30 protein-coding genes are annotated in these 25,785 nt (G+C 47.6%); 15 read left to right on the plus strand and 15 right to left on the minus strand.

Features of this window, described 5'->3' with window-relative positions:
* Genes AS158_RS05230 through AS158_RS05245 form a run of 4 tightly spaced genes read right to left on the minus strand, consistent with a single transcriptional unit; the run spans position 1 to position 5,499 of the window.
* On the minus strand, positions 1 to 1,881 hold the full coding sequence (locus tag AS158_RS05230; RefSeq protein WP_165304750.1) for a flagellar hook-basal body complex protein: 1,881 nt from the start codon (positions 1,879 to 1,881) through the stop codon (positions 1 to 3).
* Positions 1,881 to 2,555, minus strand: a complete 675-nt coding sequence (locus tag AS158_RS05235; protein WP_038054415.1) for a flagellar hook assembly protein FlgD — start codon at positions 2,553 to 2,555, stop codon at positions 1,881 to 1,883. Before AS158_RS05235 ends, AS158_RS05230 begins: the two co-directional genes overlap by 1 nt.
* Positions 2,552 to 4,588 (minus strand): flagellar hook-length control protein FliK, encoded by a 2,037-nt coding sequence (locus AS158_RS05240; protein ID WP_038054418.1) that lies wholly within the window; start codon positions 4,586 to 4,588, stop codon positions 2,552 to 2,554. Before AS158_RS05240 ends, AS158_RS05235 begins: the two co-directional genes overlap by 4 nt.
* The gene (locus AS158_RS05245; RefSeq protein ID WP_165304635.1) at positions 4,585 to 5,499 is read right to left on the minus strand and encodes a hypothetical protein; all 915 of its coding nucleotides are present in this window, start codon (positions 5,497 to 5,499) and stop codon (positions 4,585 to 4,587) included. Before AS158_RS05245 ends, AS158_RS05240 begins: the two co-directional genes overlap by 4 nt.
* Positions 5,500 to 6,007: 508 nt before the next feature.
* On the opposite strand from AS158_RS05245, the gene AS158_RS05255 reads away from it, so the two are divergent.
* Positions 6,008 to 6,607 (plus strand): hypothetical protein, encoded by a 600-nt coding sequence (locus AS158_RS05255; RefSeq protein WP_012310422.1) that lies wholly within the window; start codon positions 6,008 to 6,010, stop codon positions 6,605 to 6,607.
* On the opposite strand, the gene AS158_RS05260 is transcribed toward AS158_RS05255, so the two are convergent.
* The gene (locus AS158_RS05260) at positions 6,604 to 7,737 is read right to left on the minus strand and encodes a DegT/DnrJ/EryC1/StrS family aminotransferase (RefSeq protein WP_038033800.1); all 1,134 of its coding nucleotides are present in this window, start codon (positions 7,735 to 7,737) and stop codon (positions 6,604 to 6,606) included. The two genes, AS158_RS05255 and AS158_RS05260, sit on opposite strands and share 4 nt — an antisense overlap.
* Positions 7,734 to 8,504: a TatD family hydrolase gene (locus AS158_RS05265; RefSeq protein ID WP_038054424.1), complete on the minus strand. Its 771-nt coding sequence runs from the start codon at positions 8,502 to 8,504 to the stop codon at positions 7,734 to 7,736. The genes AS158_RS05260 and AS158_RS05265 overlap by 4 nt, the downstream gene beginning before the upstream one ends.
* A 163-nt stretch (positions 8,505 to 8,667) precedes the next feature.
* Here AS158_RS05265 and cysE point away from each other — a divergent pair, with 163 nt between their 5' ends.
* The 5 genes from cysE to AS158_RS05290 are packed head-to-tail and all read left to right on the plus strand — an operon-like array spanning position 8,668 to position 12,334.
* Complete coding sequence (gene cysE / locus AS158_RS05270; protein WP_012895999.1) at positions 8,668 to 9,330, plus strand: serine O-acetyltransferase; 663 nt, start codon at positions 8,668 to 8,670, stop codon at positions 9,328 to 9,330.
* Complete coding sequence (cysK, locus tag AS158_RS05275; RefSeq protein WP_041434266.1) at positions 9,245 to 10,120, plus strand: cysteine synthase A; 876 nt, start codon at positions 9,245 to 9,247, stop codon at positions 10,118 to 10,120. Before cysE ends, cysK begins: the two co-directional genes overlap by 86 nt.
* The gene (locus tag AS158_RS05280) at positions 10,117 to 10,548 is read left to right on the plus strand and encodes a DUF123 domain-containing protein (protein ID WP_012895997.1); all 432 of its coding nucleotides are present in this window, start codon (positions 10,117 to 10,119) and stop codon (positions 10,546 to 10,548) included. Before cysK ends, AS158_RS05280 begins: the two co-directional genes overlap by 4 nt.
* A complete protein-coding gene (locus tag AS158_RS05285) occupies positions 10,487 to 12,055 on the plus strand; it encodes a ribonuclease J (protein WP_012895996.1) in 1,569 nt (522 codons plus the stop codon). The genes AS158_RS05280 and AS158_RS05285 overlap by 62 nt, the downstream gene beginning before the upstream one ends.
* A 33-nt stretch (positions 12,056 to 12,088) precedes the next feature.
* Positions 12,089 to 12,334 (plus strand): acyl carrier protein, encoded by a 246-nt coding sequence (locus AS158_RS05290; protein ID WP_004081111.1) that lies wholly within the window; start codon positions 12,089 to 12,091, stop codon positions 12,332 to 12,334.
* Between the two features lie 6 nt (positions 12,335 to 12,340).
* Here the strand turns inward: AS158_RS05290 and AS158_RS05295 are convergent, their stop codons facing one another.
* From AS158_RS05295 to AS158_RS05315, 5 genes are all read right to left on the minus strand, one after another.
* Entirely contained in the window at positions 12,341 to 13,276 is a 936-nt protein-coding gene (locus AS158_RS05295) for a hypothetical protein (RefSeq protein ID WP_011942941.1), read from the minus strand.
* Positions 13,267 to 14,058, minus strand: a complete 792-nt coding sequence (locus tag AS158_RS05300) for an S-adenosyl-l-methionine hydroxide adenosyltransferase family protein (RefSeq protein ID WP_004081113.1) — start codon at positions 14,056 to 14,058, stop codon at positions 13,267 to 13,269. The genes AS158_RS05295 and AS158_RS05300 overlap by 10 nt, the downstream gene beginning before the upstream one ends.
* Before the next feature lie 159 nt (positions 14,059 to 14,217).
* On the minus strand, positions 14,218 to 14,379 hold the full coding sequence (rd, locus tag AS158_RS05305) for a rubredoxin (protein ID WP_004081114.1): 162 nt from the start codon (positions 14,377 to 14,379) through the stop codon (positions 14,218 to 14,220).
* A gap of 10 nt (positions 14,380 to 14,389) precedes the next feature.
* Positions 14,390 to 14,785 (minus strand): class II SORL domain-containing protein, encoded by a 396-nt coding sequence (locus tag AS158_RS05310; RefSeq protein WP_004081116.1) that lies wholly within the window; start codon positions 14,783 to 14,785, stop codon positions 14,390 to 14,392.
* A gap of 12 nt (positions 14,786 to 14,797) precedes the next feature.
* Positions 14,798 to 15,310: a rubrerythrin family protein gene (locus tag AS158_RS05315; RefSeq protein ID WP_004081119.1), complete on the minus strand. Its 513-nt coding sequence runs from the start codon at positions 15,308 to 15,310 to the stop codon at positions 14,798 to 14,800.
* A gap of 281 nt (positions 15,311 to 15,591) precedes the next feature.
* Here AS158_RS05315 and AS158_RS05320 point away from each other — a divergent pair, with 281 nt between their 5' ends.
* From AS158_RS05320 to AS158_RS05350, 7 genes are all read left to right on the plus strand, one after another.
* Positions 15,592 to 16,122 (plus strand): cupin domain-containing protein, encoded by a 531-nt coding sequence (locus AS158_RS05320; protein ID WP_206516524.1) that lies wholly within the window; start codon positions 15,592 to 15,594, stop codon positions 16,120 to 16,122.
* Positions 16,123 to 16,146: 24 nt separating this feature from the next.
* Positions 16,147 to 16,539 carry an adenosylmethionine decarboxylase gene (gene speD, locus AS158_RS05325; protein WP_011942943.1) on the plus strand — a complete coding sequence of 131 codons (393 nt, stop codon included), beginning with the start codon at positions 16,147 to 16,149 and terminating at the stop codon, positions 16,537 to 16,539.
* Between the two features lie 13 nt (positions 16,540 to 16,552).
* On the plus strand, positions 16,553 to 17,434 hold the full coding sequence (speE, locus tag AS158_RS05330) for a polyamine aminopropyltransferase (RefSeq protein ID WP_165304637.1): 882 nt from the start codon (positions 16,553 to 16,555) through the stop codon (positions 17,432 to 17,434).
* Positions 17,435 to 17,507: 73 nt separating this feature from the next.
* The gene (miaB, locus tag AS158_RS05335; RefSeq protein WP_165304638.1) at positions 17,508 to 18,839 is read left to right on the plus strand and encodes a tRNA (N6-isopentenyl adenosine(37)-C2)-methylthiotransferase MiaB; all 1,332 of its coding nucleotides are present in this window, start codon (positions 17,508 to 17,510) and stop codon (positions 18,837 to 18,839) included.
* Positions 18,802 to 19,662 (plus strand): phospholipase D-like domain-containing protein, encoded by an 861-nt coding sequence (locus tag AS158_RS05340; protein WP_165304639.1) that lies wholly within the window; start codon positions 18,802 to 18,804, stop codon positions 19,660 to 19,662. The genes miaB and AS158_RS05340 overlap by 38 nt, the downstream gene beginning before the upstream one ends.
* Positions 19,640 to 20,446: a Cof-type HAD-IIB family hydrolase gene (locus AS158_RS05345; protein ID WP_165304640.1), complete on the plus strand. Its 807-nt coding sequence runs from the start codon at positions 19,640 to 19,642 to the stop codon at positions 20,444 to 20,446. Before AS158_RS05340 ends, AS158_RS05345 begins: the two co-directional genes overlap by 23 nt.
* Positions 20,439 to 21,140, plus strand: a complete 702-nt coding sequence (locus AS158_RS05350; RefSeq protein WP_200883243.1) for a hypothetical protein — start codon at positions 20,439 to 20,441, stop codon at positions 21,138 to 21,140. Before AS158_RS05345 ends, AS158_RS05350 begins: the two co-directional genes overlap by 8 nt.
* A 1-nt stretch (position 21,141) precedes the next feature.
* On the opposite strand, the gene AS158_RS09310 is transcribed toward AS158_RS05350, so the two are convergent.
* From AS158_RS09310 to AS158_RS05370, 4 genes are all read right to left on the minus strand, one after another.
* On the minus strand, positions 21,142 to 21,339 hold the full coding sequence (locus tag AS158_RS09310; RefSeq protein WP_241241254.1) for a hypothetical protein: 198 nt from the start codon (positions 21,337 to 21,339) through the stop codon (positions 21,142 to 21,144).
* A 197-nt stretch (positions 21,340 to 21,536) separates the two neighbouring features.
* Complete coding sequence (locus tag AS158_RS05360) at positions 21,537 to 21,890, minus strand: DNA polymerase subunit beta (RefSeq protein WP_241241255.1); 354 nt, start codon at positions 21,888 to 21,890, stop codon at positions 21,537 to 21,539.
* Positions 21,891 to 21,929: 39 nt separating this feature from the next.
* On the minus strand, positions 21,930 to 22,412 hold the full coding sequence (ispF, locus tag AS158_RS05365; protein ID WP_165304641.1) for a 2-C-methyl-D-erythritol 2,4-cyclodiphosphate synthase: 483 nt from the start codon (positions 22,410 to 22,412) through the stop codon (positions 21,930 to 21,932).
* Positions 22,413 to 22,416: 4 nt separating this feature from the next.
* Positions 22,417 to 22,836, minus strand: a complete 420-nt coding sequence (locus AS158_RS05370) for a Holliday junction resolvase-like protein (protein WP_241241256.1) — start codon at positions 22,834 to 22,836, stop codon at positions 22,417 to 22,419.
* A 139-nt stretch (positions 22,837 to 22,975) separates the two neighbouring features.
* On the opposite strand from AS158_RS05370, the gene nadE reads away from it, so the two are divergent.
* Positions 22,976 to 23,821, plus strand: a complete 846-nt coding sequence (gene nadE, locus AS158_RS05375; RefSeq protein WP_165304642.1) for an NAD(+) synthase — start codon at positions 22,976 to 22,978, stop codon at positions 23,819 to 23,821.
* A gap of 26 nt (positions 23,822 to 23,847) precedes the next feature.
* Positions 23,848 to 25,776 (plus strand): exopolysaccharide transport family protein, encoded by a 1,929-nt coding sequence (locus AS158_RS05380; protein WP_165304643.1) that lies wholly within the window; start codon positions 23,848 to 23,850, stop codon positions 25,774 to 25,776.
* Positions 25,777 to 25,785 lie beyond the last annotated feature (9 nt).

The raw sequence follows: 25,785 nt of genomic DNA on the forward strand, positions 1-25,785 counted from the left end.
TCATCTCTTGATGTTCACAAGCTCGTTCAGAATCTGATCGGCTGTCGTGATGACACGAGCGTTCGCCTGGAAACCTCTCTGTGCGACGATCATCTTGGTGAACTCTTCTGCAAGATCCACGTTGGACATCTCAAGGGCACCGGGAATCAAGACACCCCTTCCACCATTGCCGGGAGCTCCTATCTTTGGAACACCGCTGTTGGCAGACATAGCGTAGAGCGAATTACCAACCTCTGAAAGTCCCGAAGGATTGTTGAACACCGCGAGGGCGATCTGCCCAAGAACATCTGTGAGCCCGTTGCTGAAGGTTCCTATGATCTCTCCCTGCTCGTTTATGGCGAAGGATTCCAGAACACCCATCGGATTTCCATCCTGCCATGGGATGTTCAGAGTGCTGTCACCGGAGAACTGGGTGATGTTGGAAAAATCAGCCGTTATTGTTACCTTCCCGTCCCCTTTCTGACCTGTGTCAAACTGGATTGTTCTCATCTCTTTGGAACTAAGGTTATATGAAGAGTCCAGTCCTCTGTATTGAACAGGTCTTCCTGATTCATCGAAATCTATCAGCCCCGCCACATAACCACCGTTGCTGTCTTCATCGATCAGTGAGACCGGTTCTCCACTATCAGTGTACGCTCTCCAAATCCAGGCGTTCTTGAAACTTTCCGAACCAATCGTGGTGTTTCCAAGCCTGATGAATTCATAGTAAACGGTGTACGCGTTTCCAAGAGAATCGTACACCTGAACAGCGGTGGTGTACCTCGGAGAGGAGTAGTCGACTTGAACGAAATTCGTTGGATTGTCCGATTCGTAGAACCTGGGCTCACCGGAGGTGGGAACTACAAGCTCAGCACCATTTGCTATAGGAAGGGACGTTATAGTAGAAGAAGTAGGAGTCGGTGGAAATAGCATCACAGTGTAGTCATTTCCAGCAGTGATGTCAGAATCGTTAATTGTAAAACTACCACCAGAAACGTTCGTGGTATCGTTGTATATCACATTTCCGGAAGAATCCATGACAATGGCTTGGTAAGAACCGTCTGGCAGAGACGTGCTTCCAGAAACACTTCCATCGGTGGTTGCTGTTACGACCTGAGACTCAGCATATATTCCCGCTTCTTCCACTCTTCCAAATTCGTTGAACACCATGTAACCATTCACATCGGCTGTTCCATCGTTGTCGATGTCGATCTTCATTGTGTACCTCTGAGAAGAGCCGAACGGATCTGTTCCCAGATCGTTTTGTGTTTTTTCAAACCACACTCTCACATCGTGATCGATGCCGTTTTCATCCGTTAATGTGATAACGAATGAACCAGGTCCTACTTTGGAGTTTAAATTCCCCTCAAAACGAACGTTTGAGGTTTTCTTCGCCGGCATCGTCATACCTGCGCTGATAACCAGATCCCCTATGGGTTTGTTGGTGTCGATGTACCTCTCACCGGTATCCGGATCCTGAACGGCTGTCCATCCCTGAACTTTGTAACCCGTAGAAGTCTGAATCAAGTTTCCATTGCTGTCCAGAGTGAACGCACCGGCTCTTGTGTAATAATAAGAATTGCCATCTGAAACGATGAAGAACCCATCTCCCTGAATGGCAAGGTCGGTTTTCACACCCGTGTTCTGGAACGAGCCCTGCGTCATGATCTTGTCGATACTCGACACCTGAGAACCAAGACCTATCTGCATGGGATTTGTACCGCCCACATTTTCCTGAGGAGATCTTCCCGCCTTGATCGTCTGTGCGAGCATCGTCTCGAAGTTCACCCTCGATGCCTTGAACCCCACCGTGTTCACGTTGGAGATGTTGTTTCCAACAACATCCATCGCCACCTGGAAGTTTTTAAGACCCGTTATGCCGCTGTAGAGTGATCTCATCATCACGCATCACCCTCCTGAGAGATCTCCAGGATGGAATCGACAGGATAGAGCGAACCGTTCACTAAAACGTATCCCTCTCCATTCTTTATCTGAACGGCCTCCACTACTCCGCCTTCCATTCCCCCTATTTCTTCCAACCCGTCTGAAGTGAGTTTGTAAACGTGGTAAGTGTAACTGCCATCCTCAACACTGATCCCGTTGTCATCCCTTCCATCCCACTGCCAGGCGTGAACTCCCGCCTGGACAGTTCCAAGATCCTCCGTTCTCACCACTTTTCCGTTTTCATCGAGTATTTGAAGCACGATATGCGCATCTTCATCCACGTTGAATATGATGCTGTCCGCTTGGCCATCTACAAGATTCACCGTGTTGTTTCTCACCACGACGTACTTTCCTATCAGAGAAGCGAGCTGGGCTGGACTCACACTCGTCTGGGCTTCGACGAAATCCTTCACCGCGCTGGTGAGGTTCGTGATCTGTTCAAGGCTTGTGAGCTGAGAGAGTTGAGATATCATGTCCTTCGTTTCCATGGGCTCCAGTGGATCCTGCATTTCCAGTTCTTGAAGAAGGAGTCTGAGAAAAGCCTCTTTGTCGAGAGAGTTATTCGAAGAGCTGGAATTGTTTCTGATTCCTGTGAGAGAGGAGAGGTATATACCGCTCATATCGTAGATCACGTTTTCACCTCCTGGATGAACTCCTCAAATAGACTGCCCAGAGTTTCACGTTTGTGATCCTTCTGGTTTTCTCTTTGTTGTCTTTGATTTTCCTCCTTGTTCTGATTCTCCTGATACAAGTAGTCTTCCTCCTGTTTTTCAACGTAGATCTGCACATCGAATCCCTTTTCGTTGAATCTTCCAATCAGTCGCGGTATATCGTGCTCTAAAACGTGCTTGGCTTCTTCTGTCTGAACTTTGAAGACTATCTTCAACTGGTTCTCTTCCTTTGTTATGGTTATCTCCAGTTTTCCCAACTCCGGTGGCTCAAGGTCTATGACGGCCCTTTCTGTTTTGTGAAAATACATCTGTTCCACAAACCTTGGCAGATGAACAGTCTCTGCTCTTTTCAATTCGGGGAGCGAATAAACCTGCTTCGCCCTCTCCTGAGACAGAAACTCCAGCGCCTCCCTGTTTGTTACTTCTCTGTAACTCTCGATTTTTCCTTTTTCTTCGTATCTCATTTCCATCTCCATTGGCTGATTCTTCTCTCGGTTTTGTGAAAGAGATTTCTCGAAAGTTTTTTCCTGAGATATACGTATTTCGTTTTCAACAGCCTTCTGACCATAGAACTTGTTCACGGGTGTTGCCCTCTTTATCGAAGGCTCTTCACCATAGCCGTTCAAAACGTTTCTGGTGTTCTTTTCTAAAGAAGAACCATCATTTCTCAATGGCAACCCGGTTTCTTTCACTTTCTCTGATTGTTTTTCTGTGTGAGTATCTTCCTTCCTTGTGTGAGAGTAGACTTTCGGATTTTCTTTGAGATTTATAGAACCTTCATTCACAAAAAGCGATTCATTCAAACCATAGTTTTCAAAGTTTTTCTGTGAAATTCTTTGAACGCTGACTTCCCAAACCCTTTCACCATCACCGTTCACTGATCGCTGTTCTCCATTTGTCAGGAGAAGTGGAACAACATTGAGATTGGATATTTTTATTTCATTCCCGGTATCTTTCGTAATTCCTTCTTCGGAGAGTCTGTTTTCGATAACTACCGTCTTTCCAAGGTCTCTTGATAATTTCTCCGTATCGGTATTTTGAGGAAGAAATCTTGTCTCGACGAAGATCGGCTGTTTTGCTGTGTGCTCTTTATCCTGAGCAGAAGTGGGAGGTTCCTTGAAAACCTTCGTAGATTCCGATTTCAAAGAAGACTCAGAACCTGTTCGAAGAACTTCAACAGGTGTTTTAAAAGAACTCGAAAGCTTTTTGTTCGATTCACTCCGCGAAATCTCTGATTCCGAATGCAAAACAGAACGATGTTTCTTTTCGAACGAAATCTGTTCTGCACTCTCTTTATTCTCTAGACCATTTTCTTTCACTTTTTCACGTCCAATGAAAAACCACAGTTTTTCAGTTGAAACATCATGTGTTTTGGATTTGAAAATTCCTCCCTCATTTTCTCCTTGCTCATCACCGTGATTTTCATCAATATTTTCAAAAAGGTGTTCTGGTTTTTCATTTCTTTTAGATATTTCTCGCAAAACATGCTTCTCGCTGGACTCATCATGAGTTTCTTTAATCTCCTTGTCCAACGTACTCAAAGATGAACGCACAGCTTCTTCTATCAGTCCTTTTTGATCCTCAGAATCGTTTTGAAATCTTTTCAAAAGTTGTTTGTCCAGTGTCTCTTCCAGTCTACCGTTTTTCCCAACCGGCAACGAAAGATGCTGGGCGCTGGTACCATCGAGATCGTCTAACACGTTTCTTTTTGTCTTTTTGAGGGCTTCAGCATGATTTTCAGATGACCCCGACTTTGCCTTTTCCTGAACATTCAGAAAGTTACCATCAGCATTGTTCAGGTATCCAATTTTCTTTTCAATGATCTCTTTTTTCTTCCCAGATGTAGAATCGATTATTTTTTCTTTGCCCTTTAAAGATTTCATCAGGTCCTTCACGGATTGAGAAAACAGACCCGCCGCTGATTTCTTTTTTAATTCACCTTTTTCCTCTGCCGTCTTGATCATCGCAAAAAGAGAAAATTGTCCTACCTTCACTTTCTCTCCTCCAGAAGATCCGGAGCGTTCTGAACTATGTACTGAACCAGAACAGAAGCGTGTTCCCTATCCATCATGGAAAGAACCGTTCTCAAAGTTTCTGGATCCACATTCTCCCTTCTCAGGAAATCGACGGCTACCTCTGGTGTGATGTTGTTCAAAGCGTCCGCCACCGATTTCAAATAGGCTTCTTTCTGGAAAAGCTGAGATTCTTTTTCTGTCATCTGTTTCACCACTTCCTGAGCTTGTTTAACCAGCATTTCGAGCCTTTCAATGGTGCTTTCCACACCCACCATGAGTTCCATCACCCGTGCGGTTTTCTGTGGGTTGACACCGGAGAGCGCCTCGAGAAACTCTCCAGCGTACTCTGGATCGGTTCTTTTAAAGATCACAGCGAGCGTCTCATCGTCCACCTCATTGAGTGCGCTCGCAAGATTTCTCGGATCAGCGTTCAAAAGCACGTTGATAAGCTCGTCTACCTGCTTCTTGTAGGATTCCAGCCTGTTTTTCTCCTCGAACAATTGATTCTTGAGGGATTGAATATCTTCGATCATTTTCTCAACAACGTTTCTTTGCGCTTCCAGCACCTTCGCCTGCTCTTCGAGTTCTTTTTCTTTGCTGATCAATTCGTCTATCTTCTGGTTGTATATCTCTATGTATTTCTGATAAATTCTAGAGTAGTACTCAGCGGGACTTTCCGCTTTGAGAGGCTGATAGTTGATTCTGTCTTTCAAAAACGGAACCTTGGAAGCAAGAAAAGCGATATAACTCCTCCAGTCTTCAAAAGGAGAAACTCTTCCACCGTACAGCCTGTTTATTTCAAAGGAGATGTAGCCGTACATGAACAGAATCAAGAGTATCAGAAACGTTATTAAAAAAACAACGAAAAAACCTCTTCGTTTTCCAGGCAAGGTCCATCTACCTCCCTCGGTTTCATACTTCTACGGGAGATCTATCTTTTCCTAAAGGATGGTAAAGTATGGTAAAACAAAAGAGGGAAACAAATATGGGCAGAATACTCGTGATAAAACGAAGCAGGGAAGTATTTTATATCGATAGAAAATCGATCAAATCCTATTTGAAAATCTCCTCTTCCGGAAAGAAATACCGTGTGAAGATCGTTCTGAGAGATCCTCGTGGTAAGATCTTTTCTGATGAGAGTGAAGGGCCCAGAACATCCCGGAACCTTCTCAAACTCATCGGAGAAGCGGTAACAGAAGCTTTCATTAGACGACATCAAAGAAGTCGCTCTCGCAGAAAGAAGGTTCGTTTTTGCTCATCTCACACTCTCGAAGAATGGAAAAGAAAACTGGCGAATCGGTGCGGCTCCTCTGGAAAAAGATCTTCTCCAGAGCGTTGTTTTCGTGGTAATAGATGCTCTGGTAAAATAGTAAAAAACAGTGCGTGGGGGGTATTTGGATGAGCAGCGCAAAGACACTGGAAGAAGTCATATCGAAGATATCCGGGGTCATCTCCGCCAAGGTGATAGAGGAAGACGGTCAACCCAGAGAAATCCACGTCATAGCAGATCCTTCCAGGAATCCAAAACAGATCGTTCGCGATATCGAAACTGTTGCCCTCGCGTCTCTTGGAATGAAGATAGACAGAAGGATCATCAGCATTGCCCAACTGAGTCAGGGAAGGTTCTCTCCTTCGCAGACTTATGAGATCACCTCCATAGAGGTAAAAAACCTCGACAGGAAAAAGCAGGTGAAAGTCACAATACGCAACCCTCTCGAAGACGAAGACATGGTGGGTGAAAGTGCGGGGCCTGGAACATCCACGAACCTTCCAAGGCTCGTTGGAGAAGCGGTGATAGAGGCTTTCAATCCTGAATATTCCGTCTCGGTGGACGACGTTCAGAAGGTCTTTCTGGCTGGAAGAGAGTTCGTGCTCGTCCACCTCACGATCCAGGACGAAGATCGAGAAAGAACGGAAGTTGGGGTTGCACCCCTCGAAGGAGACTTTTTGAAATCAGTGGCCACGGCCACGCTCAAGGTGGTAAAAGATCTCACCTAAAAAAAGAGCGCTATCGTGTCAACGACTTCTTTTATTTCGTCGTCCCTCAGTTCTGGAAACATGGGAAGCGCAAGACTTCTTTTTGAAAGTGATTCGGCCACTGGGAAATCCCCTTCTCGATATCCCAGATCTTTGAAGCACTTTTGAAGGTGGAGAGGTAGGGGGTAATAAACCGCCGTCTGAATACCTCTCTCTTTCAATCCTTCTCTGACTCTCTCCCTCACCTCTTCACTTTCGAAGATCACCACATATTGATGGAAAACGTGGTACCTGAAGCCTTTCTCCTCCACACGGGGAAAGACCATCGGCAGTTTTTTCTCCTCGAACAGCTCCTGGTACGTCCTTGCCACCCGTATTCTCTCTTCTGTCCACCTTTCCAGATACCTGAGTTTCACCCTCAAAATCGCGGCGTGTATCTCGTCGAGTCTCGAGTTGTATCCCACCTCTTCGTGGAAGTATTTCTTTCTTGCACCGTGAACTCTCAAGATCCTGCTTTCTTCCGCTATCTCATCGCTGTTCGTCACGATCATTCCGCCGTCGCCGTAAGTCCCCAGATTCTTCGTGGGAAAGAAAGAGAAAATCGCCGCATCCCCTACAGACCCACTTTTTCTGATCTCACCACTCGAGAACTTCCACTCCGATCCCATCGACTGAGCACAGTCTTCGAGGAGCATCACTCCGTATTTCTCCCTCAAAAAGCTCAGCGCCTCAAGATCCACGGTTCTACCGAAGAGGTGAACGGGAATGACAGCCTTCACTTTCTCTTTTTTCAGAACGTGTTCGAGCTGGTTCAGATCTATGTTGAAGGTGTTCTCGTCCACGTCGACGAAGATCACCCTGGCACCGAGTCTGTAGGGTGCGCTCGCCGTGGCAAAGAAGGTGTAGGGTGTTGTGACCACCGTATCTCCCTTTTCCACTCCCATCGCCCTCAGTGCTATGAGAAGCGCATCGCTTCCGCTCGCAACGCCAACACCGTGCTTCACGCCGATAAAACTGGCGATTTCTTCCTCGAGTCTTCTCACGTTCTCTCCGAGAATCACCCTTCCCGAAGAGATCACCTTGTCTATCGCGTTCAAGATTTCTCCCCTGATTCTCTCGTACTGCCTTGTGAGATCAAAAAGGTGGATCATTCCTTCACCTCCAGAAAGATCCTTCTGGCGTTCTCTGTGGTCACTTCATCCACTTTCGCTTCAGGCACATCCAGCACCTGCGAGATCGTTTCCACGACGTACTTCAGGTACTTCGGCTCGTTCCTTTTTCCCCTGAACGGCTGTGGTGGAAGAAAAGGACAGTCCGTCTCCAGAACGATGTGTTCAAGGCCCACTCTTTTAACCACTTCTCTCAGAGCCTCGCTCTTCGGATACGTCACAGGGCCTCCTATTCCAAGCATAAAGCCGAGGTCTATAAACTTCTTCGCCCACTCGTAGTTCGAAGAAAAAGCGTGAATCACACCCCGCTTCTCTGGAAGCGGTTCTGATCTGAGTATCTCGTACGCCTCGCTGTACGCGTCTCTGATGTGAACAACGAGGGGAAGGTTCAACTTTCTTGCGAGTTCGATCTGTTCAACGAAGACCTTTTTTTGGACTTCGGCTGGAGAGATGTTCCTGAAGAAATCGAGTCCGGTCTCACCTATAGCGACCACCTTTTCATCTTTCGCGAGTTTTTCGAGCTGTTCTATGAAATCTTCGGGAACTTCCTTCGCGTCGTGTGGATGCACACCTAAAGAACAGAAGATGCGATCACTTGTCTTTGAAAGATCGAGTGATTTCTTCGAATCTTCGAGGTTCACACCCACGTTCACCACAAATTCAATGCTGTTCTCTTCAAAGCTGTAGATGATAGCGTTTCTGTCGTTGTTGAACTGGTGAAAATGAAGATGTGTGTGCGTGTCCACCATTGAAATATCCCTCCTCCTGTGTTAATATACTACACAAAGATCTTTGTGAAAAAAGTGAAGAGGTTCACCTTTCTGTGATGAAGAGGTTTCTTTGGTTTTAACAATTAGGCTGATATAATTCTAATGAACCAAACGATTTGGAGGTGGTGGATATGGTATCGGGATGCGGTTGTTGTTCAGAAAGGTTGGTGAGTTCTTCAGGGATTTCGTGAGTATTTTCAAGCACATATCAGAGGATCTTGAGATGTACCTCAAGCTCGATCCCGCCGCAGAGAGTAAGCTTCAGGTGTTTTTCTTCTACGCTTCCTTCCAGGGTCTTATGTGGTACAGATTCGCTCATTTCTTCTACAAGTGGAAATTGAAAGTCCTCGCCTACCTCATTTATTACTTTGTGCGTGTTGTGTTCTCCATGGACATCCATCCAGCGGCAAGAATCGCTCCGGGAGTGGTGATAGACCACGGTATCGGTGTGGTCATCGGAAGCACCGCCTCGGTGGGAAGGGGAACGCTCATCTACCACGGAGTCACTCTCGGGACGAGAAAGCCGTGCTCCGGAAAAAGACACCCTGACGTGGGTGAGAACGTGATGATTGGAACGGGAGCGAAGATCCTCGGCCCGATAAGAGTTGGAAACAACGCCGTTGTGGGTGCGAACGCGGTCGTCCTCGAAGACGTTCCAGACGGAGCCGTTGTCGTAGGTGTTCCTGCAAGAATAGTCAAGTGGAGGAGGGATTTCTGCGATGATGGAAAGACTGATAGGGAGCACTCCTATAGTGAGGCTCGATTCGATAGACTCGAGAATATTCTTGAAACTGGAAAAGAATAATCCCGGTGGCAGTGTAAAGGACAGGCCCGCCCTCTTCATGATTCTCGATGCGGAAAGAAGAGACCTTCTCAGGAACGGCATCGTGGAGCCAACGAGCGGCAACATGGGAATCGCCATAGCGATGATTGGAGCAAAGAGAGGACACAGAGTGATCCTCACGATGCCCGAGACCATGAGTGTTGAGAGAAGAAAGGTCCTGAAAATGCTCGGGGCGGAACTCGTTCTCACACCAGGGGAACTGGGAATGAAGGGTGCCGTGGAAAAAGCGATAGAGATATCCAAAGAAACCGGTGCACACATGCTCAACCAGTTCGAAAACCCCTACAACGTCTACTCTCACCAGTTCACCACAGGTCCGGAGATCCTCAAACAGATGGACTATCGGATAGACGCCTTCGTTGCGGGAGTGGGAACGGGAGGTACGATCAGCGGAGTGGGAAGGGTTTTGAAAGGCTTTTTTGGAAACGAAGTGAAGATAGTAGCGGTGGAACCAGCGAAATCTCCCGTTCTCTCTGGAGGCCAGCCGGGAAAACACGCCATCCAGGGCATAGGAGCGGGCTTTGTTCCGAAGATCCTGGACAGATCCGTGATTGACGAAGTGATCACCGTGGAGGACGAAGAGGCCTACGAGATGGCAAAGTACCTCGCAAAGAAAGAGGGAATCCTTGTGGGAATCTCCTCCGGTGCCAACGTCGCAGCCGCTCTGAAGGTAGCCCAGAAACTCGGGCCAGACGCGAGGGTCGTGACCGTTGCACCGGACCACGCGGAAAGATACCTGAGTATCCTATGAAGGGAACTTACATTCTGCTTTTGAAACTCGAAGAGAGTGTTGCTTTGAGGTATGGAAAGAAAACATCTCATCTGGAACCAGGTTACTACGCCTACGTAGGATCCGCGATGGGGGGATTCTTCAAGAGGATCCCCCGTTATTTTCTCGGTCCTAAAAAGAAACACTGGCACATCGACTACCTGCTGGATCACGCACAGATCGCCGGGTTGATAATGTTCAGCGGAAGAAATATCGAAGAGGAGATCTCGAATGTGTTATCATATCATTTTGAAGGAATAGAGAGCTTCGGTGCGAGTGACCTCAGGGTGAAAACCAACCTCTACCGCGTTGATCCCGACAAACTCTTTTCTCTTCTGGGGGGGTTCCGTGAGAATAGAGATACTCGACGGGCACAGAAACATAGGGGGAAACAAGATCAGAGTGGTTGATTCTGAAAACGACGGTTTTCTGCTGGACTTCGGGTTGAACTTTTCCAGATGGGGAGAGTTCTTCGAGGAGTTTTTGAACCCCAGAACAGGTAAGATCCTTCATGACCTGCTGAAGCTCGAAATGGTTCCCCGGCTCAACATTTACAGGGACGACCTCTTCGATGGAAAGTTCGAAGATCCTGTGAACCACGCCTTTCTTTTTTTGAGCCATGCGCACGCGGATCACACCGGAATGGTGGGCCTCATAGACGAAAAGATCCCCCTCCTCATGACCGGCGAAACCTTCGCTGTGATGAGAGCCAGTGTGTACACGAGCAACTCAAACGTTCTGACTCAGCTCGGTGGAAAGAAAAGAAGAAGGGTCTCAGATAAAGATCTGGAAAACGGAATCCGCGAAGACCTCACGGTGAGCCCGGGAAATTCGAAGAGCGCGGAAAGATTGACAAGACGCGTTTCTTTTCCTAAAGAGGTCGAACTCAACGACGATTCAACTGTTGTCGATATGAACTCCCTGTGGAAGAACGAGCTGTTCGTTGAACCTGTGTACCACTCCGTCATAGGAGCCGCGGGCCTTGCGGCAAGGGTGGACGATCTCTGGCTCGCTTACACCGGAGACTTCAGAACGGGTCCCGAGACAGCAGAAGAAGAGCGCTACTGGCTGGACACTCTCGGTGAAAAGAGACTCGCGCTTTCTCTCAGGACCTCGAGATTTTTTGAGAATCTGAAAGACAAGCGCCCGCTCGTTCTCATCGTTGAGGGAACCAGAGTCACGAGGGAAGAGAACGTGGAGAACACGGAAAAGGACGTCTTCGAAAACGCGATGAGAGTTTTCAGGGGGACGAAGAATCTGATACTCGTAGATTTTCCCATCAGACACCTGGAGAGGCTCTTCACCTTCCTTAAGGTCTGCATGGAAAACGACAGAAGACTCGTTCTCATGCCAAAAGACTACGCCTATCTTCTCGAGATGGAACGAGTGGAACCACTCTGGAAGCTGACGGATGAGGAAAGGTCCTTCGTTCGTGTGTACCACCCCGGGAAGGTCACCTACATAAACCTCGAAAAAGACGCACTGCTTCGAGCCAAAGAGGAAGGGATCCTTCTCTCACCAGAGGAGATAAACCTGCATCCAGAAAAACACACCATGGTTGCGGGATACTGGGACTTCCCGCACATCCTCGATCTCGACGAAAGAGTTCTGAACGGCGCCGTCTATATCCACTCAACGAGCGAAGCCTACACGGAAGAGCAGGAGATCGACGCAAGGCGCTTCATGAACTGGCTCAGGTACTTCAACATAGTTCCTTTCGGTATAAGAGAAGTGAACGGAAACATCGTCTTCACGAAAGAGTTCCACGCCTCGGGCCACGTTTCTCCTCAGGGCCTGGAAAAGATTTTGAACGAACTGAACCCGGATTACATAGTGCCCGTTCACACCCTGAATCCGGGCTGGTTCGTCGAGCGCTGGGATGAAAGGGTCTTACTTGAGAATGTGATTGTGTTATAATTTTTTTCGACACTTCTAAGAGGAGGTGGAAAAGTGGCGAGCAGAGAGGAGATCTTTTCAAAGGTGAAGAGCATAATCTCTGAAAAACTCGGAGTGGATGAGTCACAGGTCACAGAGGAGGCAAAACTCATAGACGATCTCGGTGCGGATTCCCTCGACCTTGTCGATCTCGTGATGGATTTTGAAAGCGAGTTCGGTGTAAAGGTGGATGACGCCGATCTTGAAAAGATCTCAACGGTCGGCGACATCGTCAGCTACATTGAAAAGAAATTGGGGTGAGCTCGCTCACCCCTTTTCTATCTCCTCCGGTGTTAGGACCCTAACCCTCCTGGGAAGACCGTGATCTCTGAACCTGTCACCGCTCAGAACCACCGCGTCCATGGTGTTTGCAAGGGAGATGATGAGGCCATCCGCTGGAGATTCGAAGAGAACGTTCGGAGAGTTTTTCCACCTTTCGAATCCCTTCCTCTCGTGAACTGGCAGCACGAACTCCGCGTTCCTGTCGAAAACGATCCTGTAGGGAAAGAAGAACTCCCGGAAAACAGCGAGCCTCTCAAACACCTCGTAGATGTAAGAGACAGAGAGCCCTCCACGCCAGAGCAGGTTGCTTCCATCGATGACGATCGGTGCAGAAGGGTTTCTGATGATGGCAGAAAGAATGTACGGATGAATGTTCAGCGTTCTCACGGATTCCTTTCCTCGAAGATCGAGCAAGGAGTAGAAGTATCTCAACTCCTCAATCTCACTCTCTGATAGTTTCTCAATCGAAAGGTTTCGAACTCTCTCCAGAAGATCCGTGTTCTCTCTTTTTTCTTCCTCTTCTTCCGCTTCTTCGAGATGAAGGTAGAGCTCCATGAAATCCTTCTTTCCAAGTTTCACCCTAAGTCTGTTGGCTTCTTCGATGAACTCTTTCACGCTTCTGGCTTTCAGCCTCTTTTTGAGCCTCTCTGAAGGAAGGGGATACTTCTTCGGCAGGTACCAGAAGAGGATCTCAAGAGTGTCTATCTCACTCACTCCAAGGAGTTTCGAAGAAAGCTTCAAGTTCCCCTTCACGGCCTCCTTGATAGCAAGCTCAAAGATGTCAGCCGGCACGTCCACCCTGGAAAGCTCTCCAAGGAAGATTCCTCTCAGTATATTCAGGTCTTTCTCCTTCCAGCCTCTTCTTTTGAGAAGACTCAGAAAATCCTGCCTTGCCTCAAGAAGAACCTGTTTCATCTGCATATCTCGATCTCGTCTCCTTCTTTAACCGAAAGCACCTGACTCGCGTCTCCCAGATTCACGGCGATTTCGAGGAAACCTGCGCTGTCTGGATGAACGAGCAGTTCTCCCGTGTCCACATCTCCGAAGGCCTTCGCGACAGCCGCTTTGAACTCTTTTCTTCCCACTCTCACTCTCACCACGTCGTCGAAATCCACACTGAGCTTCAAAAAGAGATCGAAGGGAATGTTCGTCGACACGTTTCCGAAGGTGTCAACTATCGCCACTTCTCCGATGACTTTCTCGTTCTCGACAACAGGCTTTCTCATCTTGAGAACCTCGTACGAGAGCAGTCTGTCTCCCACTCTCTCCAGCGGAAGTCCCATGTCGAGGTGGGCGGCAACCGGTGCGAAGATGTCCCTTCCGTGGAAAGTGAAGGAAGGATTCTTCTTGTAGAAGAGCTCTCTGTTCTCTATCTCTCTGATCTCGGCAACTCCGTATTCTTCAGCTACAACCGTGAGAACTCCGTTGTCGGGTGCCACGAAGTACTGGTCGTTCTTGGTCTTCATCACGATCGCCTTTCTTGAAGTTCCAACGCCGTAGTCGACAACCACAAGAAAGACGGTGGAAGGAGGAAAATCGAGGGAGGCTCTGTAGAGAACGTGACTCGCCTTTCTCACGTTGAAAGGTTCTACTTCGTGCGTGATGTCGATGATCTCCGCGGAGGGGTTTATCCTCTTGATCACCGCCTTCGCGACTCCCACGTAGTGACTCTTCAAGCCCCAGTCTGTGAGAAATCCGATCATCTTTCTCCCCCCAGATTTTTTGTTTGTTTATCTACTTTATGGTATTATTATAACGAGAGTTATCATTTTCTTTTCGGATCCCGCCCGAGCCCGCCGGGTCGTGGGGAAAGAGAAAGGGGAGGGCCAGCCTCCCCTTTCTCTGACGGTAAGACTTCCAGATCACTCAACCGGTTCAAAATCCTCCTTCGAAGCTCCACAGAGCGGACAGACCCAGTCGTCTGGAAGATCCTCGAAGGGTGTCCCCGGTTCGATTCCGCTGTCGGGATCTCCTTGTTCAGGATCGTAGATGTAACCACAGAGTTTGCACCTGTACTTCTTCACAGAACTCACCTCACTCTTCAACAGTGATCTTTTGACTGCTTTCCCAGAGGCCGTGTATGTTGCAGTAGGAGAGGGCTATGATCGTTCCCGATCTGTTCAATTTTACCACGGTTGTGACAGTAGGCTCTGTGTAAACAGCGCCGATGTTCGGCCCCTGAACGGACTCTCCGTGCGCGTTGAACTCGTACCTTCCCACCTCGTAAACGTATGGATCACCATCAGGTTGGAAGAAAACTTTGATCCACCTGATGTGGTGTTCTGTTGTGTTCGGGTGCGGGATCTCCTTTCCCACGGTAACCACGATTTGAACTTTTTCGTCTTTTTTCACCTTCTCGGGTGCTTCTATGACCGGAACGTGCTTTTCCTTCTTGAAATCTTCCGTCTTGATGAAATCAGAAAGTTTCATGCTATCCCTCCTTTAAATTGAAAATTCCCTGTAAGCGCTCTTCGGTGCTCCGCAAACCGGACACTTCTCTGGTGGCTCTCCTTCAACGGTGTGACCACAGACGGGACAGATGTAGATCTTCTCCGCTGTGTAGTCTTCTCCCTTTTCCACGAGTTCTTTGGCCTTTTTGTACATCTCCGCGTGGATCTTTTCGGCTTCCCAGGCGAACTTGGTGCTTCTTTCCGCTCCTTTTTCTTCCTGGAACTGTGCGACGGTGTTGTAAACCGGGTACATCTCATCGATTTCGAAGGTTTCACCGTCGATGCACTGCTGGACGTTTTCGGCCATCTCTTTGTAGATCTTTCCGAGTTCTCTGTAGTGGTTCCTCGCGTGGACGTACTCCGCGTACGCGATCGCCCTGAAGAGATTCGCGAGTTTCTTCAGTCCCCTCTGCTCTGCTTCATCCGCGAAGATCAGATACTTCATGTGCGCCATGCTCTCCCCTGCGAAAGCGTCCTCAAGGAACTTCTTCGTCATCTCTCTCATACTCTGCACCTCCCTATTTCCATGGTATTTCCTGGATTTATTTTACCACATAATTATAAACTGTAATGATTTTGAATAGTTACATTAAACGATGAGGCTGTTCTAATTGAACTGAGAAAAGATTGCGATCTGCTTTTAGATCATTCCTCCAAGATAAGTTACCTTAATGTAACTTAAGTAACACAAAATTAACCTTGACAACGAAAGGGGGGTGGGTATAATAATGTCTGTGATACTGAACAAGTTTGTCAACTATAGTGGACAAAGGAGTTGGGAACTTTGTGAGGATCGGAGAAAAACTCAGGAAATTAAGGCTCTCAAAAGGGCTCACACAAGAAGAACTCGCGGAGCGTACTGACCTTTCAAGAAGTTTCATTTCACAGCTCGAATCGGATAAGACATCTCCATCCATAGATACTCTTGAAAGGATCTTAGAAGCACTGGGTACAGATTTGAAGCACTTTTTCTCCGACGTGGAAGAAGAGAGGGTTGTGTTCAAAAAAGAAGAGAGGGTTCCGGTCTACGACGAGCCAGAGGGTGTGAAGAGTGAGATTCTGATGAGCGGTGTGGAAGACAAAGAGATCGATCCGATTCTTGTGACACTGGAACCCGGTGCGCAGACAGAAGAAGAATCGTACCACGAAGGTTCAGAGTTCGGTTTCGTGATTCAGGGAAAGATAGATCTTTACCTTGACGACAAACGTTACAGATTGAAAGAGGGAGACTGTTTCTACTACAGAGCGGATAAGAAACATTACGTGAAGAATCCGGGAAAGAAGAAGGCGGTGTTACTCTGGATCATGATTGACTAAAAATTTCAGAGGGGAGGGATTAACATGAAGAGTCTGGGAAGACACCTGGTGGCGGAATTTTACGAATGTGACAAAGAGGTTCTCGACAACGTGCAGTTGATAGAACAGGAAATGAAACAGGCAGCCTATGAAAGTGGAGCAACAATAGTCACGTCAACGTTTCACAGGTTCCTCCCCTATGGGGTGAGTGGTGTGGTGGTGATATCCGAATCCCACCTAACCATTCACACCTGGCCAGAGTACGGGTACGCTGCTATCGATCTCTTCACCTGCGGAGAGGATGTCGATCCCTGGAAAGCCTTCGAACATCTGAAAAAAGCGCTGAAGGCAAAGAGAGTTCACGTGGTGGAGCATGAAAGAGGCAGGTACGACGAGATAGGAATACCCGAGGACTCGCCACACAAAGTCACCGTTTGAGGAGGTGTGAAAGTTGAAAGAATTCGAAAGAGAACTCCAGCCGAGACAGCACCTGTGGTACTTCGAGTACTACACGGGAAACAACGTGGGGCTCTTCATGAGAATAAACCGCATGATTTACTCCGGACAGAGCGACATTCAGAGGATAGATATCTTCGAGAATCCCGATCTTGGCGTGGTTTTTTCGCTCGACGGCATCACGATGACCACGGAAAAGGACGAGTTCATGTACCACGAAATGCTCGCACACGTTCCCATGTTCCTCCATCCGAACCCGAAGAAGGTGCTCATCATCGGCGGTGGAGACGGCGGAACGCTCAGAGAAGTCCTGAAACACGACAGCGTGGAGAAGGCGGTTCTCTGCGAAGTGGACGGACTCGTCATAGAAGCCGCAAGGAAGTATTTGAAGCAGACTTCGTGCGGTTTCGACGATCCAAGGACAGAGATCGTGATCGCAAACGGTGCCGAATACGTGAGGAAGTTCAAGAACGAGTTCGACGTCATCATCATAGACTCCACGGACCCGACGGCGGGCCAGGGTGGGCACCTCTTCACCGAAGAGTTCTACCAGGCCTGTTACGATGCCCTCAAGGAAGACGGAGTCTTCTCCGCCGAGACGGAAGACCCGTTCTACGACATCGGATGGTTCAAGCTCGCTTACAAGAGGATCAGCAAGGTCTTTCCAATAGCCAAGGTTTACCTTGGATTCATGACCACCTATCCCTCCGGCATGTGGTCCTACACCTTCGCCTCCAAGGGAATAGACCCGATAAAAGACTTCAACCCCGAAAAGGTGAAAAACTTCAACAAAGAGCTGAAGTACTACAACGAAGAAGTTCACGTCGCGTCCTTCGCCCTTCCGAACTTCGTGAAGAAAGAACTCGGACTGATGTGAATCGACCCCGCTCCGGCGGGGTTTTTCCTTTCTGGTATAATCTAATTAGCCTGAACGAACTGGGAGGTCGAACATGAGATTTTACATCAAGACCTTCGGCTGTCAGATGAACGAGAACGACTCGGAAACGATGGCCGGTCTTCTAATGAAGGAAGGGTTCACCCCCGCCTCGGCTCCCGAAGAGGCGGATGTGGTCATCATAAACACCTGTGCAGTGAGAAGAAAGTCTGAGGAGAAGGCCTACAGCGAGCTCGGTCAGATGCTGAAGATCAAAAGGAAAAGAAAGCTCGTTGTGGGAGTTGCGGGTTGTGTCGCCGAAAAGGAAAGAGAAAAACTCCTGGATAGAGGAGCAGATTTTGTTCTTGGAACCCGTGCGGTTCCGAAGGTGACAGAAGCAGTGAAAAGGGCGCTTCAGGGGGAGAAGGTGGCGCTCTTCGAAGACCATCTCGACGAGTACACACATGAGCTTCCACGTATCAGATCCAGCAAGCATCACGCCTGGGTCACGATCATATTCGGCTGTGACAGATTCTGCACCTACTGTATCGTTCCGTACACGCGCGGCAGGGAAAAGAGCAGACCGATGGAGGATATTCTGGAAGAGGTGAGAGAGCTCGCGAAACAGGGCTACCGCGAGGTGACCTTCCTCGGTCAGAACGTAGACGCCTACGGAAAAGACCTGAAGGACGGCTCTTCCCTCGCCAAACTCCTCGAAGAGGCCTCAAAGATAGAGGGAATTGAAAGAATCTGGTTTCTCACTTCCTATCCGACGGACTTCTCCGACGAACTCATAGAGGTGATCGCCAGAAATCCGAAGGTGGCAAAGTCCGTCCACCTCCCCGTGCAGTCCGGAAGCAACAGGATACTGAAGCTCATGAACAGAAGTTACACGAAGGAAGAGTACCTCGCCCTTCTTGAGAGGATCAGATCGAAGGTGCCGGACGTTGCCATAAGCAGCGACATCATCGTCGGTTTTCCAACGGAGACGGAAGAAGACTTCATGGAGACGATCGATCTTGTGGAGAAGGCGCAGTTCGAACGCCTCAACCTCGCAATCTATTCTCCACGCGAAGGCACGATGGCCTGGAAGTACTACAAAGACGACGTGCCCTACGAAGAGAAAGTGAGGCGCATGCAGTTTCTCATGAACCTCCAAAAGAGGATCAACAGGAAACTGAACGAGCGCTACAAGGGAAAGACGGTGCGCGTCATCGTGGAGGCTCAGGCAAAGAACGGCCTCTTCTACGGCAGGGACATCAGAAACAAGATCATCGCCTTCGAGGGTGAGGAGTGGATGATCGGCCGATTCGCCGACGTGAAGATCGAAAAGATCACGGCCGGTCCGCTCTACGGAAAGGTGGTATGGGTTGAAGAAACTCCTTCTCCTGTTTCTACTGATAAATGAGATAATTTTCTCGCGGGTCTATTTCAGCACGTTGAACGATCTTTCACAGCTGGTTCTCTCACACCTGAACTCTGCAAGCGACATCACGATCGTTGCCTACTCGATCGACCCGGAGTATCTCGGATTGAAAACTGCGAAAATGGCTTCCGAGGTGCCCGTTCAGGGTGCTTTCGTTCACGTTTCAGAGGGTCTTCTTCACTCGAAATTCATCGTTCTCGACCACGAAACGGTGATCTTCGGTTCTGCGAACTTCAACCGCTCCAGCTTAGAAGAACATCTGAACAACCTCATCGTCTTTCACTCCAGAGAGATAGCGGACTTTTTCGAGGGAATTTACGACTGGCTCGTTCACGGGAAAAGGCCACAGGTTCGGCTCAAGACCGAAGAAGGTGAGTTCTTTTTGATTCCCGCGGTGGATGTCGAAGAGATCGTCTTGGATTCGCTCTGGAAAGCGAAAAGGTACGTTCTTCTCTGCAGCTACGCTTTCACAGATGAAGACGTCTTTGCCACGCTGAAATTCCTCTCATCTCAGGGTGTGGAGGTGTACATCATCACGGACGAATGGTTCGAGTCTTCAAGGCTCAGAGAACTTCCACTTGGAACCTTTCACGTTCTCGAGGTGAGAGAACCCTTGATGCACCACAAGTTTCTTGTCGTCGATGGAAAAACTCTGATCACGGGCTCTGCAAACTTCACGGAGAGTGGTTTTCACAAAAACGTGGAGGTTGTGTTCAAAACGAGTAACAGAGAGTACGTAGAATCTTTCGTAGAAGAGTTCAACAGGATCTGGAGGGGATACTTTGTACAGGGTGTTCGTTTTTGACCTGGACGGAACGCTCCTCAACGACAACCTGGAGATATCAGAAAAGGACAGAAAAGTGATCGAAAGGCTCTCGAGAAAGTGCCACGTCGTTTTTGCAAGCGGCAGGATGCTCGTCTCGACGTTGAACGTGGAGAAAAAGTACTTCGGCAGGACTTTTCCCACAATCGCATACAACGGCGCGATGGTGTACATTCCAGAAGAAGGTGTGATTTTGAACGAAAAAATTTCACCCGAAGTCGCAAAAGACATCGTGGAATACATAAAACCTTTCAACGTTCACTGGCAGGCATACATCGACGATGTGTTGTATTCCGAGAGAGACAACGAAGAGATAAGGGGCTACGCGAAACACTCGAGTGTGGAATACCGCGTTGAACCGAACCTTCTGGAACTCGTCTCGAAGGTAGGAACGACCAAGATCCTTCTCATTGATACCCCAGAAAGGCTCGACGAACTGAAGAAGATCCTTTCAGAGAAGTTCAACGATGTGGTGAAAGTCTTCAAGTCATTTCCGACGTACTTAGAGATTGTTCCAGAGAACGTGGACAAGGGAAAGGCACTGAGATTTCTCAGAGAGAGAATGGGCTGGAAGAAAGAAGAGATCGTCGTCTTTGGTGACAACGAGAACGACCTGTTCATGTTCGAGGAAGCGGGTCTGCGCGTGGCTATGGGTAACGCCATCGACAAAGTGAAGGAGGCGGCGGACGTTGTCACGCTCACTAACAACGATTCTGGTGTGTCTTACGTTCTTGAGCTCATTTCCACAGATTGTCTTGATGGATGAAATTCCAGAAAGCGCCAGCGGTTCTGTGGCGTTGAACGTTCCCCTTCAAAACGTTCTGAAGGACGTCTCCCTTCTTTGTCTTGGAAGTTCCGGGAACCTGAACTTCTCAAAGGACGTAGGAATCGCCGTGGGGAAGATCCTAAAAGAAAAGGGGGGTTCTTACTACATCTTTGGAAGTTTCGACGTTCTGAGAAGAACGGACCCTGACCCCCTCTCGAAAGTTTCCACCTCCCCATACATTACCGCTCAGGTTCTTTCTCTTCTTGCAGAGGGACTCTCAATAGCAGGAGTTGTGCCCGTGTTCAATGCGACAGGAGAAGTGAACGATCAGGTGATCGCTGCTCTTATAACAAGAAAGGCCACCTATCCTGTGATGGTGGAAAGCGCGGAAAAGTACGAACAACTGAAAAGACTCGGCTACACAACGACACTCGTTATCGACACGAAGGGGAACGTTCTTGTTGGAAAACCCTTGAAATTCTCCTGGAGCTATGAAAAGGAGATAGACTACGAATCTCTCAGAAGAGAAGTGCTGGAAAATTCCATCGTTCTTCTGGACAGAAATATCAGAAAAATCAGTGTGAACGATCCGTGGAGCGGTGGGGTGCTTGTTTTCTCGAATGAGGAGTGGCTTCTGAAAATCGCTCAGGACGTGCTCAATGGGAGAAGATCTCCCACAGGAAGGGCACCTTGATTCACATTTTTTCTGCAAGCTCTTTAAGAAAATCTTTGAATTTCCCTATCTCCTTTCTGAAACGTTCATAAACAGTCCACGCTCTTTCCAAAAGGGGTTTCATTCTCGTCCATTCTAGAAGATAACCGTACACGTCCCTGAAAACATGTTTGAATCTCAGATATTCATCAAGAGTTTCCCTGAGTTCTTTTGAAATCACAGCGGGACGAACTTCCGGGATCTCAATTCAGCAGTCTCTTGTACCAGTCGTAACTGTCCTACCTCACTCCGTTCATCTCATAAGATATCAGTTCGAAAATATCTTCTATGATCGTGTAAAAATCGTGAAAAAGGCTGTCGAGCGCTCTCAAAATGAACAGGTCCGGCTCTTTATCAGACTCTTCTCTTCTATTTCTTTCACAACCACATCAAGGTATCTCCGTTATCAGTGAGAGGATCTGTTCTTTCTTCAATCTCTATCCCCTCTCTTTCAATCAATCTTTTGAGAAATTCAGGACATCCTTCAAGATCGCTCAGATCTATCTCGAACTCGGAAAGCCTGTTGATCTCAGAGAGCACTTTGAAGTACTTCTCTTTCAGAAGCCCTTCCACCGCAAGATCGATGTCGGCCCTTTCTGTGAACTTACCTGTTCTTCTCAGGTACTTTGCGAGTGAATCAAAAAGAACTACTCTCCTCACACCGTACCTTTCCCTCAACACTTCTGCGACCCTTTTTGCCTCTTTGAGAATCTTCTGAGCTAGTAATTTCATCTTTTCTTCTTCATTTCTTTTTTCTCTCTACCCAGGCCCTTATGTACTCTTCGTACATTTTTTCTTCTCCACAAGACACACCGCATAAGCTGAAATGCCTCTACCCTCCCCTTCGAACCCCAACGTGTTTCCGCTCTTGAACTTCACGTTCACACGGGATGTTTTAAGTGCACTCTTGAGATTTTCCACGATCCTTTCCCTGTAGGGGAAAAGTTTCACAATGGAGGTCACAACCGTTGCATCCACATTGACCACACTGAATCCCTTTTCCTCCAACATCTTCACCGTTTCTTTCAGAAGCTCAAGACTGTTCGCGTTTCTGTACTCTTCTGTCTCCGGGAACCACGTTCCTATGTCGCTAAGACCAACGGCTCCAAGCAGGGCGTCTATGATCGCGTGTGAGAGAACATCTCCGTCGGAATGCCCAAGACTTCCCACAGAAGACTCTATCTCCACCCCGACAAAGACCAGCTTTCTTCCCTCAACGAGCGGATGTCTGTCGTATCCAAAGCCGATGAACATGGGATCATTCCCCTTTCCTCTCCACCATATCTCTCACCTGTCTTTCTCTGGTGGTTAGATTCCCTGTTTTTCCCGTTTTAACTTCCACGAACACTATCTTCTTAACGTTTCCTTCACTCAGACCACCGAAGACCACAAAATCTTCTGGGGTTCCTATAAATCTTGTAAATCTTGTATCTTTTGGATTGTATCTGAATTCCGGGAAGAAAGGTATCAGGTGCTCTGGGATCGGACCCATTATCACACTTTTACTTTTGTCAATGGCATCCTTTCTAATCCTTTTCTCCTCTTTCATCTTCCACTCCTGAGACTTCACTTCGTATTCTCTTTTCAAATCTGCTTCAAGAACTCTTCTCTGGTGTTTTCTCTTGCTCTTCTTCCATTTTTTGAACATTTTTATAGCATTGCTCTCAATTTTTCCCATGAGTTCCTGGATCTCGTGTGACATTTTCAGAAGGTTCCTTGATAAAAACAATTTATGATAATCAAAACTGCCATGTAAATCCTCTTCCCTACATAATTCTATATAATTCTACATGTTAAAATCCCATAGGGTGACCACAATGAAAGAAAGTCTCATCAGTTTCATAAAAGAAAAGATAGAAGAGTACAACTACAAAGGAGCGGTCATCGGTGTGAGCGGTGGAATCGATTCCGCCGTTGTTCTCTCGTTGTGTGTTCAGGCACTCAGAAAAGACAATGTCTTTGCACTTATCCTACCCGAGCGCGACTCTTCGAAAGACTCGGTGAAAGACGCCATTGAACTCTGCGAAAGCCTGAATGTGGAGTACAGAGTGAGATCCATCACTCCCATCTTGAGAAAAATCGGTGTTTACAGACTCTTTCCTCCAAGACTTTTCCTCCCAGACTCGATCGTGAAAAGATACGTCCTCAACAAGTGGAACTCTCTTTCAAAGGATCCTTTCCTGGACGATCTTAGAAACTCCGGCCCCGACGAATTTCTGAAGGGACTTGTCTACTACAGAGTAAAGCATAGAGTTAGAATGTGCCTTCTCTACTTCGAGGCAGAAAAAAGAGGATACGCCGTTATAGGAACAACAAACAGAACGGAGTATCTGACAGGACTTTACGTGAAGTGGGGTGACGAGGCGGTCGACATAGAGCCCATCATTCACTTGTACAAGACACAGGTTTTTGAACTCGCAAAAGAGCTGAACGTTCCGGAGAAGATTCAGAGGAAGCCGCCATCTCCAGATCTCATTCCCGGTGTCACAGACGAGATGGCCTTCGGCATGAGCTACATGGAACTCGACCGCATATTAATGAAGATTGACAGAGGAGAGAGCCTGAAAGGTGAGAACCCAGAAAAAGTAGAGAGAGTGAAGAAGATCCTCGAGCTTGCAGAAAAGCACCGCCGTGGAACTCCCATCACCTTTGATAGAATATAAACAGAACAAACCAAGGAGGGAAAGACGTGGAAGAAAGAGAACTAACACTCGGTGACATCTTTTTGATGTTCAAGAGAAGGTCCAAACTTTTCTGGCTCGTTCTTGTTCTGACGGTCTTTGTGACAGGGATCTATCTTTTCCTTGCGACACCCCAGTACGAAGCCTCCGCGAAAGTGAAGGTCCCTACACAGAAGGGTATGAGCCTTGGACTTTCCATTGAAAGTCTTCTTGGTGGTCTATCCAGTTTTCTCGAAGGTGGAGGAAGTCTCGAAGACGAGGTACAGATCATACTCTCTCGAAGAAACATCATAGCTGTGATAGACGATCTCGATCTCGTTCACAAACTCCTCGACGAGAAAGATATAAAAAAAGCTATGGAAAACGGTCTCACAGAAAACGATTTGAAACTCTCTCTCTACAGCTACATGGTGAAAAAGCTCATAACCGTCGAATCTGTGAAAAATTCAAACATACTGGAAGTTAAATTCACCTGGCAGGATCCAAAACTCGCCGCCGAGGTGGTGAACAAGATCGTAGAAAACTACGTCAAGATCAGCGAGAGCATCGCCAAAACCCAGTTCAGAGCGAAAAAAGAATTTCTCGAAGAACAGATCCCGAAGGTGGAGCAGGAACTCAAAGAAGCGGAGAATAGACTCAAGGTCTTCAAAGAACAGAACAAAATCTATTCTGTTGAAGTCCAATATCAAACGCTTATAGAACATTATGCTTCTCTTCTTCAAAAAATGGAAGAATCTCAAATCGCCATGGAAGCAGCTCAGAAACAGGCTGAATTCTTCTCAAATGAACTCAAAGACCTCGATATTGAGATAGAACAGCTCAGAGACAGCATCACGTTCGACCCGATCATTTCCCAGCTCAAAAACAGGCTGATCAACATTCAAATAGAACTCGCTGGGCTCATGGAGCGCTATACTGAATCAAACCCTGCAGTGGTACAGAAAAAAGCGGAATTCGAAGAAACCCAGAAACAGCTCAAAGTGGAACTCGAAAGACTCCTCACATCCCAGGTAAAGAAAACAGGCTACACCATCTACGGAGAAGCACTCAGCAGTCTCATAAAGGCAGAATCCGAAAAAATCCTCTACCAGACACAGTACGAAGCTTTCAAAAAGCTTTACGGAGACCTCGAAAAAGAACTCTCAAAACTTCCCGAACTCGAACAGAAACTGATAGAACTTGAAAGAGACTACAAAGTGAAAGAAACGATCTATACCACATTGCTTCAGGCAAAGTACGAGTCTCTCATCTCTGAAGCGGCGATCACGGCCAACGTTAACGTCATAGACTGGGCTGTTCCTCCTCTTTCACCCTCGAAGCCGAACAAAAAACTCACCCTTGCAATTGGAGGTGTTCTGGGGATATTCCTTGGTATCCTCGCTGTTTTCTTCGCAGAGTTCTCCGACAGAAGGATCAAGTCTGAAAGCGAAGCAGAGTATCTCCTTGGCCTGGAAAAAATCATCGCAAGAGTTCCACTAACACAGAGTGAACAGGTGATAGAAAAAGCCCTGGGAATTCCCGCCGTGAAATCAGGAAAAGTTACCTTCATCACTTCACTTGAAGACGGAGCGGGAGTGAGCACAATCGCAAAACACATGGCAAATCTTGCTTCGAAGAAAGAGAGAGTGCTTCTCTTCACCGAGGAAAATGTGGAAGGCTCTTTCGACAAAAGAGACGTGTTCGAACTTTTGAAAGATCCAGAGATCTTAGAGAATCTCAAACATAGCTACGACAGAATCATCATCGATGCGCCCTCGCTGAAGAGAACACCAGAGTTCCTTCCGGTAGCTGAAAAAAGCGATACTGTCTACATCGTGATCAGGCTCGAACACACCTACTCGGAGGATTTGAAGATGCTTCACTCTCTGAAGAAGATAGACGGCTTCATTCTGAACGGTCTGACGAAGAGAAACTCAGCGTACGTGGAAGAAAAATGAGGAGGGGAA

The organism is Thermotoga sp. 38H-to (assembly GCF_011057665.1).
In the GTDB taxonomy this organism is placed as follows: domain Bacteria; phylum Thermotogota; class Thermotogae; order Thermotogales; family Thermotogaceae; genus Thermotoga.

What these genes read in the sequence shown, in the direction of transcription:
- AS158_RS05260 (WP_038033800.1), bottom strand. Translation starts at nt 7,737, where the DNA reads ATGATCCACCTTTTTGATCTCACAAGGCAGTACGAGAGAATCAGGGGA.
- AS158_RS05300 (WP_004081113.1), bottom strand. Translation starts at nt 14,058, where the DNA reads ATGATCGGATTTCTCACAGACTGGGGCTTGAAGAGTCACTACGTGGGA.
- nadE (WP_165304642.1), top strand. Translation starts at nt 22,976, where the DNA reads ATGAAAGAAAGTCTCATCAGTTTCATAAAAGAAAAGATAGAAGAGTAC.
- AS158_RS05295 (WP_011942941.1), bottom strand. Translation starts at nt 13,276, where the DNA reads ATGCAGATGAAACAGGTTCTTCTTGAGGCAAGGCAGGATTTTCTGAGT.
- miaB (WP_165304638.1), top strand. Translation starts at nt 17,508, where the DNA reads ATGAGATTTTACATCAAGACCTTCGGCTGTCAGATGAACGAGAACGAC.
- AS158_RS05255 (WP_012310422.1), top strand. Translation starts at nt 6,008, where the DNA reads ATGAGCAGCGCAAAGACACTGGAAGAAGTCATATCGAAGATATCCGGG.
- AS158_RS05310 (WP_004081116.1), bottom strand. Translation starts at nt 14,785, where the DNA reads ATGAAACTTTCTGATTTCATCAAGACGGAAGATTTCAAGAAGGAAAAG.
- AS158_RS05280 (WP_012895997.1), top strand. Translation starts at nt 10,117, where the DNA reads ATGAAGGGAACTTACATTCTGCTTTTGAAACTCGAAGAGAGTGTTGCT.
- AS158_RS05230 (WP_165304750.1), bottom strand. Translation starts at nt 1,881, where the DNA reads ATGATGAGATCACTCTACAGCGGCATAACGGGTCTTAAAAACTTCCAG.
- cysK (WP_041434266.1), top strand. Translation starts at nt 9,245, where the DNA reads ATGATGGAAAGACTGATAGGGAGCACTCCTATAGTGAGGCTCGATTCG.
- AS158_RS05315 (WP_004081119.1), bottom strand. Translation starts at nt 15,310, where the DNA reads ATGAGAGAGATGACGAAGAAGTTCCTTGAGGACGCTTTCGCAGGGGAG.
- cysE (WP_012895999.1), top strand. Translation starts at nt 8,668, where the DNA reads ATGCGGTTGTTGTTCAGAAAGGTTGGTGAGTTCTTCAGGGATTTCGTG.
- speD (WP_011942943.1), top strand. Translation starts at nt 16,147, where the DNA reads ATGAAGAGTCTGGGAAGACACCTGGTGGCGGAATTTTACGAATGTGAC.
- AS158_RS05265 (WP_038054424.1), bottom strand. Translation starts at nt 8,504, where the DNA reads ATGGTGGACACGCACACACATCTTCATTTTCACCAGTTCAACAACGAC.
- AS158_RS05350 (WP_200883243.1), top strand. Translation starts at nt 20,439, where the DNA reads ATGGATGAAATTCCAGAAAGCGCCAGCGGTTCTGTGGCGTTGAACGTT.
- AS158_RS05360 (WP_241241255.1), bottom strand. Translation starts at nt 21,890, where the DNA reads ATGAAATTACTAGCTCAGAAGATTCTCAAAGAGGCAAAAAGGGTCGCA.
- AS158_RS05370 (WP_241241256.1), bottom strand. Translation starts at nt 22,836, where the DNA reads ATGGGAAAAATTGAGAGCAATGCTATAAAAATGTTCAAAAAATGGAAG.
- ispF (WP_165304641.1), bottom strand. Translation starts at nt 22,412, where the DNA reads ATGTTCATCGGCTTTGGATACGACAGACATCCGCTCGTTGAGGGAAGA.